Origin of the sequence: Agrobacterium vitis, assembly GCF_013426735.1 — a bacterium.
Lineage (GTDB): Bacteria > Pseudomonadota > Alphaproteobacteria > Rhizobiales > Rhizobiaceae > Allorhizobium > Allorhizobium vitis_D.
On record NZ_AP023272.1, the window covers coordinates 3,323,879 to 3,340,000 of the forward strand.

Here is a 16,122-nt window from a genome sequence, read left to right on the forward strand (position 1 = left end):
TCAGTTCGAAACGGTCATTGTGGAAACGTTCTGCGCCAGCTGATTGGCGGCCTTCGGGCCATCCGTCGCTGCCATCAGAGCCTTGTTGGCCGCACCAAGATCACTTGCGGCCGCCGTCATCCAGGCATTGTATTTGTCAGCCGAAACGACGCGGATGGCGATCGGCATGTAAGCATGATCCTTGCCGCAGAGTTCCGAGCACTGGCCGTAAAACAGGCCTTCGCGGTCAACACGGAACCAGGTCTCATTCAACCGGCCCGGCACGGCATCGATCTTGACGCCGAAAGACGGCATGGCGAAGGAATGGATCACGTCGGAAGGCGCTGCCGTCACCAGCATGCGAACCGTCTTGCCGACCGGCAAGACCATCTCATTGTCAACAGCCAGAAGACGCGGATAGATCTTATGATCTTCCTTGCCAGCGCTGGCGCGGTCCTGATCCTTCAGCAGGTAGCTGTCGAAAGCCAGCTGCTTTTCACCCTGATATTCATAGTTCCACTGCCATTGAGTGGCCGTGGCCTTGATGGTCAGGTCGGGCTTTTCCGGAATCGTCAATTCATAGGTGAGCAAATTGAAGGACGGGATGGCGAGAAAGAAAAGAATAAGAACCGGCCCGAGCGTCCAGACGATCTCGATCACGGTATTGTGGCTGGTGCGGGACGGCACCGGATTGGCGCTGGCCCTGAACCGCACGACCACGACGATCAGCAGAACCAGAACCAGCAGCGTCACCGGAACGATGAACCACAAGGTGTAATGGTTGAACCAGCGGATCTGCTCCATCACCGGGCTGGCATGGGGTTGCAGGTCGAGCTGCCAATCAACCGGCTGGTCCGCCATCGCACCGACGGCACTCATCAGACAGAGAACCATGGCCCCCGCCAGACCTGCCATCAGCCTTGCCGTCCCCGTGACCAGACCCGTGGCCAAACTGGCCATCACTTTTAAAAGAGTTTTTATCACGGTTGCCTCTCCCTCCCGCGTTTGACCCAAATCAATGGCAAACGCACAATCCCTGATATGATACTAATTTAAAATCACAATTTTGCCAATTTCGCAACAACCGTACGTCCATGCCGCTGCGGCATTTTTGCTCATCCCACAGAGATCGCCATCAAGATCCAGGCCGAACTGGCGCAATTCCCGGCCCTGCGCTGCGAATGTCAGTGCGCGCTTTGCGGGAAATGCCAGAGAAGATTCTCCTGAAATCTCGCCATCGCATGGACCTGAACGGGATCAGTCCCTGATCGCAACACAGGCAAACACCCCAATTATGCCGCACTCGGCTGGAAAGGAGACTGTCAATAGTCAGCCCATCTCCGGTTTTCGTCTTGTCCAGTCCTGGGTCAGGTCTTTTATCGGTCGGGCAATAGCCGCAGATTGGATTTGTTTCGACGATCATCGCAGGTTACAGGAAGATACAGCGCGCAAAGCGCAAGGATGTCGAAGGCCTTGGCCCTTGATCCTTTGTGCGGCGCAGGCGAGAATGACAAGATTGAACAGAATTCCAGAGGTATCCATGGGTTTCCAGAGAATGTTGCGGGCTAGACTTGTCGCGGCGGGGCTCGTTGCGGCAGGGTTTGCAACAGCAATGCAAGCCGGCGCGGCGCTGGCACAGCAGCCGCAGGCAGGCACGGTGCGCTCCAATCACGGCGCATGGTCGATCATTTGCGATACGCCCGCCGGTACCTCGCAGGAGCAATGCGCCCTGATGCAGAATGTGATTGCCGAGGACCGCCCCGAAGTGGGACTGTCCGTGGTGGTGCTGAAGACCGCCGACCGCAAGGCCCGCATCCTGCGCATTCTAGCGCCGCTTGGCGTGCTGTTGAAGGATGGCATGGAGCTTTACGTCGATAATAACAATGTCGGCCGGGCTTTCTTCACCCGCTGCTTTGCCGAGGGCTGCTATGTGGAAGTGGAAATCGACGATCAACTGATGAAAGTGCTGCGTTCGGGCAAAAGCGCCGTGTTTGCCGTGCGCGAATCCTCTGATCAGGACCGGGTTGGCATTCCCGTCGAGCTGAATGGCTTTGGCGAAGGTTACGACGCCCTGCCCTGAGCGCCAGTGCCCTCGCTTGCTGACCTTGCCCTTGTTCGATGCGCAAAGCCCGATTACATGCCCGATGACATGCCATGGGTAAGCCAAGGAGATAATTATGACCACCGATCTCATCAGCCTGTTCGATTGTGACGAGCACAGCCTGTCAAAAGCCGTTGCCTCGGCGCTGGAGGGATCGGATGACGGCGAATTGTATATTGAACATGCCCAGGCCGAATCACTTTCCTTCGACAATGGCCGCCTGAAGGGCGGCAGCTTTAACACCGACCAGGGGTTTGGCCTGCGCTCGGTGGCAGGCGAAGCGGTGGGTTATGCCCATTCCGGTGAATTGTCCCTGTCGGCACTCAATCGCGCCGCCGACGCCGTCAAGGCCGTTACCCATGGCTATAGCGGCTCCTATGCCAGCGCCCCACAGCGCACCAATGTCCGGCTTTACGGCGACGAGAACCCGATCGGTAGTCCGACATTCGAGGAAAAAGTAGCGCTTCTCTCCGAAATCGACGCCTATCTGCGCGCCAAGGACCCGAAAGTACGACAGGTCTCCGCCTCGATTGCCGCCAGCTGGCAGGTGGTGGAAATCCTGCGCGCCGATGGCCACCGCGTCCGCGATGTACGCCCGATGACGCGCATGAATATCTCGGTCATCACCGGCCAGGGCGAGCGGCAGGAATCCGGCTCCTTCGGCACAGGCGGGCGGATGTCCTTCGCCGACTTCCTCAGCGACGAGAGCTGGAAAGCGGGCGCCGATGACGCGCTGCGTCAGGCGCTGATCAATCTGGAGGCCATCGAGGCCCCGGCTGGCAGCATGGACGTTGTGCTCGGCAATGGCTGGCCGGGCGTAATGCTGCATGAAGCCGTCGGCCACGGGCTGGAAGGCGATTTCAATCGCAAGAAGACCTCGGCCTTCGCAGGACTCCTGGGCGAAATGGTCGCCGCGACCGGCGTCACCGTGGTGGATGATGGCACAATCAACAACCGGCGCGGCTCGATCACTGTCGATGACGAAGGCACGCCTTCGGCCTATAACGTGCTGATCGAAAACGGGCGGCTGGTCGGCTATATGCAGGACCGCCAGAATGCCCGGTTGATGGGCATGGCACCAACCGGCAATGGCCGCCGCCAAGGCTATGCCCACCAGCCGATGCCGCGCATGACCAATACCTACATGCTGTCAGGCGACAAGAGCCCGGAAGAGATCATCGCCTCGGTCAAGAAGGGCATCTATGCCGTGTCCTTCGGCGGCGGCCAGGTGGATATCACCTCGGGCAAATTCGTGTTCGGCTGCACCGAGGCCTATATGATCGAGGATGGCAAGATCGGCGCGCCGGTCAAGGGCGCCATGCTGATCGGCAACGGGCCGGACGCGATGAAACGGGTATCGATGATCGGCAACGACATGAAACTCGACACCGGCATCGGCAATTGCGGCAAGGCTGGACAGTGGGTCCCGGTCGGCGTTGGCCAGCCGCATCTGCGGATGGATCAGATCACCGTCGGCGGCACGCGGGCGTAATGTCGAACGCGCTGGTTCCAGAATTTGCAGTCACGGACTGGCACGAGAGCCGGGATTTCTACACTCGGCTGCTTGGCTTTTCGGTGCGTTACGAGCGGCCGGAAGAAGGGTTCAGCTACCTTGAACTGGGTGGCGCGCAGTTGATGATCGATCAGATCGGGCTTGGCCGGACTTTCGAGATTGACGACGCACCGCTGACAAGACCATTCGGACGCGGGCTGAATGTTCAGATCCGCGTCGATAACGTGCAGACCATTCTCGACCGGCTCGAAGCAGCCGCCATTGCCCTTTATCTGCCACTGGAAGACAAATGGTATCGCACAGGCAATATGGAGGGCGGCAACAGACAATTCGTCGTTGCCGATCCAGACGGTTATCTGCTGCGCTTTTACCAGGATCTCGGCGAACGAGAACTCTCATTGGACCTATAGCGACACATGCTCCCCCGCACCCCCAAAGCCGTTATCTTCGACATGGATGGCCTCATCCTCGACAGCGAAATCCTCTATCGTAAATCGGTGATTTCGGCAGGTGAGCAAGAGGGGCTGCTTGTCGGGCCATCGGTCTATGAAGGCATGCTGGGCCGACCCTGGGACGGGATCGTGCATTTGCTGAAGGACCATTATGGGCCGGATTTTGACGCCGAAGCCTTTCGGGCAGTCTGGGTGGACCATTTCGATCGGTTGACCGCCCTGGAACTGAAGCTAAAGGCGGGTGTGGTGGCCCTGCTCGATATGCTGGATGACAGGGCCATTCCACGGGCCATTTGCACATCTTCCACACATTCCCAAGTGCAGCATCATCTGGCCGGGTTTGGCATTCGAGAGCGGTTCGATCACGTCATTGCTTTAGGCGACTACGCCAGGGGCAAGCCTGCGCCGGACCCTTATCTCACTGCTGCCGAGCGGCTTGGCATTGCACCGGGCGATTGTCTGGCATTGGAAGATTCCCACAACGGCATTCGCTCGGCAGCCTCGGCGGGTATGATGGCGGTGATGGTACCCGATCTCCTGGCTCCGACCGATGAAATTCGGGCGCTGGCAACATTGGTCATCGATGATCTGCACCAATGCTGCGGCTTTTTTGCATAACGCGCTTTCGGAACGCCAAATACTATAAGTTTGGTAGCGTTTCGCACTTCAGATACTCCGCATAAGCTTCAAGCCACAGACAAGCTTCTGGCCTTAGACCTACGGCATGCCATCGGGTTATCGCGCGGTGCAAACTGCGTCCGTATCTTGCCAGGAGTTCACAGGTGCACACACTCGTCATTGCCCGTTATGCGGAAGAGTTGGAATGGATCGCGCAGGTCCCCAGCAATTTCGAGATTTTCATCTATAACAAGGGCGAGGAGATCACATCGCCGCAGGTTCTTGAGCGTGCCAATCATATCATTGCACGTCCCAATGTTGGGCGGGAATCTGAGACCTACCTCCATCACATGATGGGTCAGCGCCAGCGCAATCACGATTTTACGGTCTTTGCTCAGGGTGACCCCTTCACGCACAGCCCTGACTTCCTGCAATTGCTGAACAATTGGACCGACTGGGAGAAAATCCAGACACTCTCCTGGGCATGGGTCGAAGAGAAAAATGTACCGCCGCAGAAATTTCTGGATGCTTATCGCCCGAAGCTGCGGGGCGGTCCGCGAGTCCGCGAGGAATATTTCTCGCTCTACACCTGGGGTCCGGTTGATTTTATCGACAATGGCGCACTGGGCATGGGCACGGTCTACCGCCTGCTGAACGGCGGAATGGAAGCTTACATCAATATCGCCGCGCACATGTTGCGTCGCTGCCGCATGGACCACATTGCCGACGAAGCCGAAAAGCATTTGCTCGGGACGTTTTCCTACGGTGCAATTTTCGCGGTTCGCAACGATCTGGTCACAGCCGTTTCACCCGACAGCTATGCAAGGCTTTACGATTTCGCCACGGCGCCTGTGGTGGCGCATGGCTATATCCTGGAGCGCATGTGGCTACATTTCTTCGGTGCGCCCTTTACGCTTCGCAGACTCTGATCTCTTCTCCCAAGGAGAAGATCTCAAATACAGTAAAGCCTTGAGATCTTCGCAACTGGCAAGGTAAGGCGCGGGGCGGATTTTCATTCGGCTGCCGCAACCTTGGGATCGAACCGCCACTTCCGCCGGATCGCGCTTTCCAGATCGAGCTGGTGATGATGGGCAAAAAGCAGAACATGCCCGAAAAGATCGGCCGTTTCATCGGCGAGCAGTTGGCGCATTTCGTCTTCGCTCATGCCCTTTTGGCGACCGCGACCGCTGATGCGGTTTGCCGCTTGAACCAACTCCCCCGCTTCCTCCAATAATTTCAGCAGGAACCAGGGCTCGTCCCGCTCGACACCATTGGCCGCTGCATAGGTAGCCGACGCCTTTTCAAAACGCTCCATCAGACCAGCCAGCATATTGTTCTCCATTTGTTCTTGACTTTATCGCGCGATTCCGCAAGATTGTCGAGAGTGGAAAAACAGCGCGGCAAGAAAGATTAAACAGCCCAGGATGTGCACCGACATCCAAGGGAAATCTGGGCGCCCTTCATCTGATAGCGAGGCATAGAGAATGCTGATGGAAGACGAAGCGACAGCTATCCATTGGCTGCAAAATGAGAATGCCGCCTATCGATAAGATAGACGGCACGAAGGAGACGGATAGGAGTTCAAGGCGGGGTCGCCGGAAAGGCTTAGCCTCGCGCGGGCATCAACACGCAATCATAGCTGCTTTTCACCAGCCGCTCACAGGCACTTTGAGCATCGTCCTTGTTGGGAAAGCCGGTGAAGCGGGCGCGGTACACGGTGGCGCCATTGCGGGTGACGGCTTCGGTATAGATATCGCGGTCGGCCAATGGCCCACCGATCTTGTCGCGGACCATTTGCAACAGGCTCATGGCTTCTTCGGCGCTGGCCGCAGCCGCAATCTGGATCTGCCAGGTTCCGTCGCGATGCAGCGGAATGGGCTTCAGGGGACGCGGATGGGCGCCCGCAATCAGGGCTTCCGTGGCTGCGGCAGCGTTGTTGGCGCCACCACCGGCATAAGCATTGCCAAAGCGGGAGCCGAGAACTGGCGCATCGGCCTGCGCGCTGACGGAGGCGACCTGAGAAGCAACCTCTCTGCGGTCGATTGGGGCGCTGCGGTCGAGCGGCAAGGGAATGCTGCCAGTGGTCTGGGCAATGACAATCGGAGCGGTGGGAGCAGCGCTGGCGATCAGCGAATTACCGTCGGAGGCCTTGCCGATATTCTTGGTGATCAGCTGCGCCATAAGATTGTCACGGCTGGCACCGCTACGGCCGCCCATGATCACGCCGATCACCCGGCGCTTGCCATCGGCCACGGCGCTGACCAGATTATAGCCGGATGCGTTGGTGTAACCGGTCTTGATGCCGTCCATGCCCTTGTAGCGGTACATGAGATTGTTATGGCCATTGATGGTGCGGCCACGAAAGGCAAAGCTGCGGGTGGAAAACAGCGCGTAATCGCGGGGAAAGTCGCGCAGCAGTGCTACGCCGAGGGTGGACATGTCGCGGGCGGTGGTGATCTGCCGATCGTCGGGCAGGCCGGAGGCATTGACGAATGTTGTATTGGGCATGCCGAGCTGGCGCGCCTTGGCGGTCATCATTGCCGCGAAATTCTCTTCCGTTCCGCCAAGCTTTTCGGCCATTGCGGCGGCGGCATCATTGGCCGACAGGGTTACCATGCCCAGCACCGCCTCGCGTACGGTAATTTCTTCACCTGGCTTGAGGCGAAGCTTGGTGGGCGGGCGCGATGAGGCGTATTTGGAAAATGGCACGGGGCTATCCCAGCTCAACGTGCCGCGGCGAATCGCGTCGAAAACCATATAGATGGTCATCATTTTGGTCAGCGATGCCGGATGGTTGGGCATATCCGCATTTTCCGAGGCGATCACCCGACCGGTGCGCGCATCCAGCAGAAGCTGGGCGCTGCCTGCAAGAACCGGGCTGGCCATCATGCTGATCGACACAAACAACGATAGCGCGATCAGGGTCCTGCTCATTCGGCCTCCAGACTGGTTACACTGCAAATACTTGGGCAAATTCATCGGCAAATTCACGAAAACGACCTCGAACACTTCACGGAACCGGCACGAGGACGTGCTGGCATTAGACCCAAAATGGGGCAGGAAATTGTGCAACGCCTTCATCTTGCCCAATATTGTTAATGAAGAGTTGCCCAATTATGGCAACTCTGTGGAATCTGCAGGGTTTCCCCCTTCGTTCCTATCAGAATCGAGAAGAAATACAGCCCCCTCGCCGCGCTCGCCCGCCATATCCTGGGGATTGAAGATATTGCAATGCGTCATCGACAGGCAACCGCAGCCGATACAGCCGTCGAGATCGTTGCGCAATTTGCCGAGCATGGCGATGCGCCGGTCCAAACTGTCCGCCCAACGTGTCGCAATCCGGCGCCAGTCCTCCCGGCCCGGCGTCTGGCCTTGCGGCAGATCCGCCATGATCGCCGCGACCTCCTTCAAGGGAATGCCGAGCGCTAGCGCCGCCCGGATAATCGCCACGCGGCGCAGCACGTCCCGGTCGTAGCGCCGCTGGTTACCGCTGGTGCGCCGGGCGCGGATCAGGCCCTTGCGTTCGTAAAAATGCAAAGCCGAAACCGCAACGCCACTGCGCTCCGCCAATTCACCGACGCTCAAACCCTGCATCCGCATTTTTCCTCTTTACCTCAACTTAGGTTGAGGTTGTAGCGTGGCGATCACCAATTGACCAGAGCAGATGGAAAGGACTGAAAAATCATGGAAATTCAGGATATTAACCCCGAAGCCACAAAGGCCGATGCGACGATTCCGGAGAATGGGCATTGGCGCGATCTGTTCGCCCCGGGCCTCGGAGCAGCAACCGTCATGGTCAGCCTTGGTGTTGGACTGCATGCTTTCAACGCCTTCCTTGTTTCAACCGCCCTGCCCTCGGCCATTGCCGAGCTTGGTGGCGCGCAGTGGTTGCCCTGGACCAGCACGCTTTATCTGGCCGCATCGATTGTGGCAGGCGCAAGTTGCGCCAGCCTCAAGTCCCGGGTCGGCACCCGGGGCGCACTCGCTATCGTCACGCTGATTTTCCTGGCGGGGACACTGACCGCCGGCCTGGCGGGATCAATGGCGGGCATCATCATCGGGCGTGTCTTGCAGGGGCTTGGGGAAGGCGCTGTCCTGGCTCTGTGCTATATGCTGATCTCGACGCTGTTCCCGCGCAGGTTGATTGCCCGTATTTTCGGTATCGAAGCCGCCGTCTGGGCGGTGTCGGCCTTTGGCGGGCCGGTGCTGGCCGGGTTGTTGACTGAGGCGATTTCGTGGCGCGCAGCCTTCCTCGTCAACGTTCCCGCCGGTATCGTCTTTCTGATCTTGGCCAGGATCGCCGTTCCAAAAGGAGAAAAAAATGGCAAAAATCCGACCAGTCCGCGTGGCTTGCCAATAGGCCGACTGAGCCTGCTGCTGGTCGGGCTGGTGCTGCTGCTGGCGGCAAATCTGACGGCGCTGGAGATCTCCCGTAACACCATGATCGGCATGGCGCTTGCCGCTTGTCTGCTGTTTGTCGCGCTCGACAGAAACAGTCTTCAGCCGATCCTGCCCGCCGGCGCCTTTGTGGCGTCAACACCCGTCGGGCTTGGCCTGTGGGTCGTGTTGCTCATGCCACTTTCCGAAGCGGCTCTTGGCGTCTATCTCGTCTATACGCTGCAACATCTCTGGTCGATGGGACCAATGGCAGCGGGTGCGTTGAGCGCGCTGATGGCGGTCAGCTGGAGCCTGACGGCTGTGATCACCGCCAATATCTCCACCCAAAAAGCCAGAGAACGACTGATCCTGCTGGGGATCTTCACCGAGGCTGGCGGCCTTGCCGGCACCACGCTTGCCATTTCAACCGGTCACCTACCGGGACTGATCCTGTCGCTTATCGCCGTGGGCATGGCCTTTGGCATGGCGTGGGCGGCGCTCAGCCAGACAATGATGGAGGCGAGCCCACCTGACGACCGCGACCGGACCTCAGCACTTTTGCCCACATTGCAGACCGCCGGTTATGCCATGGGGGCCGCACTGGCCGGTCTCATTGCCAATCGCTCAGGCTTTTCCGGCACGGCATCCCCGGAGGTGCTGCGCCATGCGGTCGGCAATAGCTTCCTGTTTGGCCTGGCCTGCCTTGCTCCGGCAATCCTGCTGGCGCCCTGGATGGTGAGAAGCCTGAGGAAAACCCGGTGAAGTCCAGGCTCTGCCATGGATTTTATCCTGAGAACACCAGTTTCATCGCCGGAGTCGGGCTTAAAACCGGAGCCGATGCACAATTCCTTAAATCCGTACCATTAATCTGGCATGTATTGAGACGATAACCCTTGGGGCCGGATGGGACTGCCCATTCGATTAAACCGATCCGGTCCATTCCGGACACCTGTTATAGAGCATCTTTTTTCAAAGACAGCGCAGCCGCGGCTGCCGGAAAACCACGTATGGATGGGACTATTTTCAAGCAGGGGCTGATCGCGGGCGGACTGGTCGCGGCGGGGATGGCGCGCAGGTTCGGTGCGTGGAAGGATGCGCGCGGGCTCGGCGCGATCTTCACCCTGCATCAGGTGCGCCCATATCTTCCTCTGAGACCCGACCCCAACCGGCATCTGGAAATCACTCCCAAATTCCTGGATACTGCCCTTCGCGCCCTGTGGCGGGAAAATTACGAATTCATCCGCCTGGAAGATGTGCCCGCACGGCTTGCCACAGGGCAAGGTCAAAGGCCGTTTGCGGCCTTTACTCTTGATGATGCCTATTACAGCAGCCGTGACTTCGCCCTGCCGATCTTCGAGCGGTTCGATGCGCCGTTCACGGTTTTTGTCTGCCAGGGCCTCAGCGAGCGCAGCCATGGCCTCTGGTGGGAAACCCTTGCTGCCCTGACCCGCAAGGCTGAGCAGCTGAAATGGGACTTCGACGGCAGGACGCGCATCCTGTCCACCGATACGCCATTGCGCAAAGCCGCCGCGTTCCGGCAGATCGCCAGCCAGATTACGGCGATGAACGAGGCAGACATGATCGGCAGGCTGAACCGGATGGCGGCAGAGGTCGGCATAGACAGCCGCGACATCGTTGCCAAAGCCATCCTGCCCTCGGAGGCACTGGCCGATTTTGCCGCCCATCCGCTGGTCAGCCTGGGCGCTCATACGGTCAGCCATCGAGGCTTGACCGGGCTTGATGATGAAACGGTGCGGCAGGAGTTGAAACTCTGCGCCGATTATCTCGAAACCCTGACCGGAACGCGACCGGTCAGTTTCGCCTATCCCTATGGCGATGGCCGTAGCGTCGATCGGCGTACCATCGATTTGGTGCGCGAGGCCGGTTTCCGTCTGGCAGTCACCACCCGGCCCGCGACATTGTTTGAAAGAGACGGACAGCGCCTGCACGCCCTGCCGCGCATTTCACTCAATGGTCATTTCCAGACGCCAGCCACGGTCCGGACGCTGGCATCGGGCATTCCCTTTCGCCTGATGTCACGCAAACCGGCTGCGTGACATCAGGGGAAACACAGCCCTTGCGAGATCAAGGATACATACGCACCTTGCTCCAGGGCTGCCCCAACGCCTCGCGGCGAAACTCGATCCGGTCATGCAGCCGGAATTTACCGTCACGCCAGAATTCGATGGTCAATGGCTTGATCCGGAAACCCGACCAATGGGCTGGACGGGGAATAGACCCCAGGGCGTAACGCGCCGTATATTCGGCAACCGCTTTTTCCAACGCAAACCGGCTTTCCAGCGGCCGCGACTGTTTCGAGGCCCAGGCACCGATCCGGCTGCCGATCGGTCTTGTCTGGTAATAGGCATCGGCCTCGGCGTCGGACACGACTTCCACTTCCCCGCGCAACCGTACCTGGCGACGCAGGGATTTCCAATGAAAGCACATCGCGGCTTTCTTTTGGGAAAGAATCTCCGTACCTTTCTGGCTCTCGAAATTGGTATAGAAGACGAATCCGTTTTGATCGAAATCTTTCAGCAGTACCATGCGCACATTTGGCAGGCCGCTTTCATCGACTGTCGCCAATGCGACAGCGTTGGGATCGTTGATCTCCGAGGCCTTTGCCTCCGTGAGCCACGTTTCGAACAAGCCAAAAGGTTCATGCTCCTCGGTAAAGTCACCGGTTGTTAACTCATTTTGCGACATATTATGTTAAATGCTCCGCATATGCCCGCGCCGCCAACGACGCATGAAGGACAGGACAGGTCTTGAGAGACATAGCAAAGCCGGATCGATGCAGAAAGGGACGCTGGGCCACCAGCGGTCGTTTTATCGCCATGGCGGCGCTTTGCCTCATGTTGGGCGGCTGTGTCGGTGGCGTCATGGACTTCGGAGGCGATGCGCCCAAGGTCGATCGGTCGATTTCGACCGGCACTATTCCAAACGAACCGGAAAAGCGGTCCGACCAGGATACGGTTCGCAATGCGGTGTCTTCCGCCGATCTTGAAAAACTGGGTCCGAGCCCGGTTCCCTGGGCCAATACCACAACGGGAAGCGCCGGTGTGATCAACTCGATTTCCGAGGATCGCAGCAATGGCGTGATCTGCCGGGTATTCGTCACCAGCCGCCATGCCTATGACGGCATTGCCAAATTCTATGGCCGCACCTGCCTGGCCGGCGATGGCCAATGGCAATTGGTGAATTTCGACAAGCAGTCCTGAGATCAGCAATTCCGTGCTGCAAAAACGCCGATTGCACCGGCTTTCCATGACTTGCTAACGGTCATAGCCGCTGACGGCAGCACCCATTGCGTAAATTCCATTGGCATCAAAGCCGGATTCAAGGAATTATTCCCCAAGCGTAACCACTGGTTAGCATCTGCTTCCTAATATAATCATGTCCCGTGGCGAGACAGATAAAGACAATGCTTGCCGCGTATGAGCGTGAATGATTCACCTTTCTGCGAAATTGCTGGGCAAAAATCTTTTGTTCTGAAATTTCCGCAACAGATTGAAAGTGTTACGGTACATCATATTTCCCCTTACGGGTGCGATGTCGTGACCCGGACAGATCTCAATTGAACCGCTCTTGTATTTGGTTGGTGGTAAAATGCGTGATCCCTACTCCATTCTCGGCGTGCAGCGCGATGCTGGTACTGACGAGATCAAGGCTGCCTGGCGCTCGAAAGCCAAGACCTCTCATCCCGATCAGAACCGGGAGGACCCAACAGCAACCCAACGGTTTGCGGAGATCGGGCAGGCCTATGATGTGCTCAAGGACCCCGCAAAACGAAGCCGCTACGACCAGCAACGCTCGAAAATGGACGCCATGAAACGCGAACAGACGATCATGCAACAACGCGAGGAAGCCCGTGCGGCCGCTGAGCGCGCCCGTCAGGCCAAGGCCAATGCGGAGCGCGTCATGGCCGATCTGGCGCGCATCGAGGCGGAAAAGGCCAAGGCTGAAAAAGCCGCCGAAATGCTGAATGTCAAGGTTGAGGCCGCCCGCGCCCGCGCGCAATCGGCCGAAGCCCAGGCCGCCAATGCGTCGGCCGACGCAACAGCAAGCGCCAACGCCTCGGCCAAAGCCCAGGCTCAAACGCAGGCTCAAGCCCAGCCCCAGGCCGCAGCAAAGCCGGAACCCGCGAAAGCGGCTCCCGACACCGCCGAAACGGCGGCCTCAAGCCGCCCCGCAAGCCCGGACGCGGCAGACGATGCCGTCTCGAAGATTTTTGGCGCTGCCCCGACCGATCAGCGGCGAGGTGAAGACGAGGCAAGCGAAGACGGTAACCGATCACGCGGCTTCGCACTTCCGGTTCTTGGCCTGATTTCGTCGCTGGTGCGCCGCATTCGCAAACCCGCGCCGCCGGTTCTCGAAAAGGCCCCCGACATCATGGTCGAGGCCACCATCGCCATTGACGACCTGTTGCAACACAACACCATTTCCGTCCAGCTCAGCGATGGACGCGAGGTGAGGCTGCCGCTGGAAGCAGGGTATACCGATGGCAGCATTGCCCGGCTGTCCGGCAAGGGACTGAAAGTGCCGAGCATGTTAACCGGCGATGTGCTGGTCACGCTGCGGGTGTTGAAAAGCCCTGCCTTCAGCGTCGATGGCTATGACATTCACTGCGTGGTGCCGATCAAGCTTGAGGATGCCGTGCTGGGATGCGACACGGTGATCGAAGGGCCGCAAGGACCGCTCGACATTACCGTACCGGCCTGGACCGGCTCGGACCAGAGCATTCGCATCGAAGGCGAAGGCCTGCCCAGCGGCCCGGACGAACGGGGCGCACTGGTGGTGGAAATCAGGGTCGTGCTCTGGGAAAAACCGGACGAAAAAGTCACGGATCTGATGAAAGTGATGAAGCACGGGCTTTTCCTATAGTTTCCGCCCCCCGGAAAAATGACGGGTTAAACCGAATTTCGCTGTAATCACACAGTGATAGCCACACCCTTTGTTACGGCTCCTTACAGTATTTGTTGCCTCTCTCCCACGAAGACAGGTGTAGCACAGCTTGAACCAAGGATCGGCCTATGCGATAGGCAGGTTCGATAGAAGTCTCAAGGAGCAAATAATGGCTCAAATTTCGGGCCTCATGGCAGGCAAACGTGGCATCATCATGGGTGTTGCCAATAATCGTTCCATCGCATGGGGCATAGCTAAGGCCTGCCGGGATGCCGGCGCGGAGATTGCGCTGACATGGCAGGGCGATGCGTTGAAGAAGCGTGTCGAGCCGCTGGCCCAGGAGCTTGAGGGCTTCATGGCAGGCGATTGCGACGTGACCGATCTGGAAAGCGTCGATGCCGTGTTCAAGAATGTCGAGGACAAGTGGGGCAAGATCGACTTCGTCGTGCATGCCATCGCCTTTTCCGACAAGGACGAGTTAACCGGCCGCTATCTGGATACCAGCCGCGAAAACTTCGCCCGCACCATGGATATTTCTGTTTATTCGTTTACCGCTGTCGCCAAGCGGGCAGAAGCCCTTCTCAAGGATGGCGGCGCATTGCTGACGCTGACTTATTACGGTGCGGAAAAAGTCATGCCGCATTATAATGTCATGGGTGTGGCCAAGGCAGCGCTGGAAGCCAGTGTCCGCTATCTCGCCGTAGATATGGGCAAGCGCGGCATTCGCGTCAATGCCATTTCAGCCGGTCCGATCAAGACTTTGGCGGCCTCCGGCATCGGCGATTTCCGCTATATCCTGAAGTGGAACGAATATAATTCGCCGCTGAAGCGCAATGTCACGACCGACGAAGTCGGCACATCCGGCCTCTATCTGTTGTCGGACCTGTCCAGTGGCGTGACCGGCGAAGTCCATCACGTCGATTGCGGTTATCACACGGTCGGCATGAAGGCCGTGGACGCGCCGGATATGTCGGTCGTCAAGGATTAAGACCCGGATATCAGGTGTGAAAGGTTCGTCTGCCGTGCTGCTTTACGTCATTCGCCACGGACAGACGGACTGGAACGCCGAAGGTCGGTTTCAGGGCCAGACGGATATTCCGCTGAACGCCACAGGCCGTGGCCAGGCGATGCGCAATGGCGAAACCCTGCGCCATGTGCTGGGCGATACAGTCGATACATTCGACTTCGTCGCCTCCCCTCTTGGCCGCACCCGCGAGACCATGCAGCGGGTCCGCACCGAAATGGGTCTTGAACCCGAGCGTTACCGGCTCGACGACCGGCTGAAGGAAATCTGTTTTGGCGACTGGGAAGGTCATACAACCCGCGAATTGAAAGAGCTGTACCCAGAACGGGTCAAACAGCGATCCCAGGGCAAATGGGACTTCATTGCTCCGGGCCAACGGGCTGAAAGCTATGAAATCCTGTCCTGGCGCACCGGTGCCTGGCTTGCCTCAGTCCGCCAGCCAACCGTGGCCGTGACCCATGGCGGCGTTATCCGCAGCCTGTTCCGGCTGATTGGCAATGTCGATGCCAACGAGGCCTGCGCCATGCCAATCCCCCAGGACAAAATTCTCCTGATCGACCTTGAAAACAACAGCCTGAATTGGCTGTGACGGATCGGCGTCAGTTCACGACCTGCAAATCGTCCACAACCCGCTTGCCATCGACCATGGTGTAATAAACCACAACCTTGACGCCGGTCGTCAGGCCGTCGAAATTGAATTCCGCTGGCACCGAATAGGTTTTGCCATCCTCCAGCGTCAGGGTCAGCTTTTCGGTGCTGATCGACTTGATGGTCGATTCCACGTCATCGCTTTGCGCAAGCGCACCCATTGGCGAAAACAGGCTGCCAGCCAGCAACAGCATAGCGATAAGGAAGCGCATGGTTTTTGCCCCTGCTTTCGGTCTAGAATCGTCACGTACTTGCAAATAAGCCTCCGAATGTGGCAGAATTTTCCCCTCGCTGGCACTTATCCCCTGCACTCATCAGGAGAGCCATTGAGGTGGCAGCTCGGATTCCGTTTTCGAATATCTCAAGACGTTGCCGCATTTGAGATATTCGAAAGTCTTGTCAGGTGAGGACGCACGCGCATCTTCGATGACTTGGTATTAAAGCGTGGTGCGATATTTCAGGATAGCATCTCACGCCCAGATTTTTTATTTTACCGCAAAGCTCT

Annotated in this window: 17 protein-coding genes; 11 read left to right on the forward strand and 6 right to left on the reverse strand. The window is 58.2% G+C overall.

All coding sequences use genetic code 11. The features are described from left to right. The gene (coxB, locus tag H1Y61_RS15550; RefSeq protein WP_180574528.1) at positions 1-894 is read right to left on the reverse strand and encodes a cytochrome c oxidase subunit II; all 894 of its coding nucleotides are present in this window, start codon (positions 892-894) and stop codon (positions 1-3) included. A 625-nt stretch (positions 895-1,519) separates the two neighbouring features. Here coxB and H1Y61_RS15555 point away from each other — a divergent pair. From H1Y61_RS15555 to H1Y61_RS15575, 5 genes are all read left to right on the forward strand, one after another. Beyond that, complete coding sequence (locus H1Y61_RS15555) at positions 1,520-2,059, forward strand: invasion associated locus B family protein (protein ID WP_156531557.1); 540 nt, start codon at positions 1,520-1,522, stop codon at positions 2,057-2,059. 97 nt (positions 2,060-2,156) lie between these two features. Next, the gene (tldD, locus tag H1Y61_RS15560; protein WP_180573136.1) at positions 2,157-3,572 is read left to right on the forward strand and encodes a metalloprotease TldD; all 1,416 of its coding nucleotides are present in this window, start codon (positions 2,157-2,159) and stop codon (positions 3,570-3,572) included. Beyond that, complete coding sequence (locus H1Y61_RS15565; protein ID WP_174110149.1) at positions 3,572-4,003, forward strand: bleomycin resistance protein; 432 nt, start codon at positions 3,572-3,574, stop codon at positions 4,001-4,003. The genes tldD and H1Y61_RS15565 overlap by 1 nt, the downstream gene beginning before the upstream one ends. A gap of 6 nt (positions 4,004-4,009) precedes the next feature. After that, positions 4,010-4,663, forward strand: a complete 654-nt coding sequence (locus tag H1Y61_RS15570) for an HAD family hydrolase (protein ID WP_180573137.1) — start codon at positions 4,010-4,012, stop codon at positions 4,661-4,663. Between the two features lie 164 nt (positions 4,664-4,827). Continuing rightward, positions 4,828-5,592, forward strand: a complete 765-nt coding sequence (locus H1Y61_RS15575) for an HAD family hydrolase (protein WP_015915156.1) — start codon at positions 4,828-4,830, stop codon at positions 5,590-5,592. 83 nt (positions 5,593-5,675) lie between these two features. Here the strand turns inward: H1Y61_RS15575 and H1Y61_RS15580 are convergent, their stop codons facing one another. From H1Y61_RS15580 to soxR, 3 genes are all read right to left on the reverse strand, one after another. Beyond that, the gene (locus H1Y61_RS15580; protein ID WP_180573138.1) at positions 5,676-5,993 is read right to left on the reverse strand and encodes a pyrophosphohydrolase domain-containing protein; all 318 of its coding nucleotides are present in this window, start codon (positions 5,991-5,993) and stop codon (positions 5,676-5,678) included. A gap of 275 nt (positions 5,994-6,268) precedes the next feature. Next, a complete protein-coding gene (locus tag H1Y61_RS15585) occupies positions 6,269-7,597 on the reverse strand; it encodes a D-alanyl-D-alanine carboxypeptidase (RefSeq protein ID WP_015915154.1) in 1,329 nt (442 codons plus the stop codon). Positions 7,598-7,777: 180 nt separating this feature from the next. Further along, complete coding sequence (gene soxR / locus H1Y61_RS15590) at positions 7,778-8,263, reverse strand: redox-sensitive transcriptional activator SoxR (protein WP_015915153.1); 486 nt, start codon at positions 8,261-8,263, stop codon at positions 7,778-7,780. Between the two features lie 84 nt (positions 8,264-8,347). On the opposite strand from soxR, the gene H1Y61_RS15595 reads away from it, so the two are divergent. Together H1Y61_RS15595 and H1Y61_RS15600 are read left to right on the forward strand one after the other, a co-directional pair. Next, positions 8,348-9,802 carry an MFS transporter gene (locus H1Y61_RS15595; protein ID WP_180573139.1) on the forward strand — a complete coding sequence of 485 codons (1,455 nt, stop codon included), beginning with the start codon at positions 8,348-8,350 and terminating at the stop codon, positions 9,800-9,802. A gap of 245 nt (positions 9,803-10,047) precedes the next feature. Further along, positions 10,048-11,097, forward strand: a complete 1,050-nt coding sequence (locus tag H1Y61_RS15600; RefSeq protein WP_180573140.1) for a polysaccharide deacetylase family protein — start codon at positions 10,048-10,050, stop codon at positions 11,095-11,097. 28 nt (positions 11,098-11,125) lie between these two features. On the opposite strand, the gene pdxH is transcribed toward H1Y61_RS15600, so the two are convergent. After that, positions 11,126-11,746, reverse strand: coding sequence for a pyridoxamine 5'-phosphate oxidase (gene pdxH / locus H1Y61_RS15605; protein ID WP_180573141.1), 621 nt, complete (start codon positions 11,744-11,746; stop codon positions 11,126-11,128). A 62-nt stretch (positions 11,747-11,808) separates the two neighbouring features. Between pdxH and H1Y61_RS15610 the strand changes: the two genes are divergently transcribed. The 4 genes from H1Y61_RS15610 (at position 11,809) to H1Y61_RS15625 (ending at position 15,558) form a co-directional block, all read left to right on the forward strand. Next, positions 11,809-12,261: an RT0821/Lpp0805 family surface protein gene (locus H1Y61_RS15610; RefSeq protein WP_180573142.1), complete on the forward strand. Its 453-nt coding sequence runs from the start codon at positions 11,809-11,811 to the stop codon at positions 12,259-12,261. A 388-nt stretch (positions 12,262-12,649) separates the two neighbouring features. Beyond that, the gene (locus H1Y61_RS15615; protein WP_180573143.1) at positions 12,650-13,924 is read left to right on the forward strand and encodes a DnaJ C-terminal domain-containing protein; all 1,275 of its coding nucleotides are present in this window, start codon (positions 12,650-12,652) and stop codon (positions 13,922-13,924) included. Between the two features lie 190 nt (positions 13,925-14,114). After that, positions 14,115-14,933 carry an enoyl-ACP reductase FabI gene (fabI, locus tag H1Y61_RS15620; protein ID WP_174110142.1) on the forward strand — a complete coding sequence of 273 codons (819 nt, stop codon included), beginning with the start codon at positions 14,115-14,117 and terminating at the stop codon, positions 14,931-14,933. Between the two features lie 34 nt (positions 14,934-14,967). Continuing rightward, positions 14,968-15,558 carry a histidine phosphatase family protein gene (locus H1Y61_RS15625; RefSeq protein ID WP_174110352.1) on the forward strand — a complete coding sequence of 197 codons (591 nt, stop codon included), beginning with the start codon at positions 14,968-14,970 and terminating at the stop codon, positions 15,556-15,558. 10 nt (positions 15,559-15,568) lie between these two features. On the opposite strand, the gene H1Y61_RS15630 is transcribed toward H1Y61_RS15625, so the two are convergent. Further along, a complete protein-coding gene (locus H1Y61_RS15630) occupies positions 15,569-15,829 on the reverse strand; it encodes a DUF1344 domain-containing protein (protein WP_060719096.1) in 261 nt (86 codons plus the stop codon). Between the last annotated feature and the right edge of the window lie 293 nt (positions 15,830-16,122).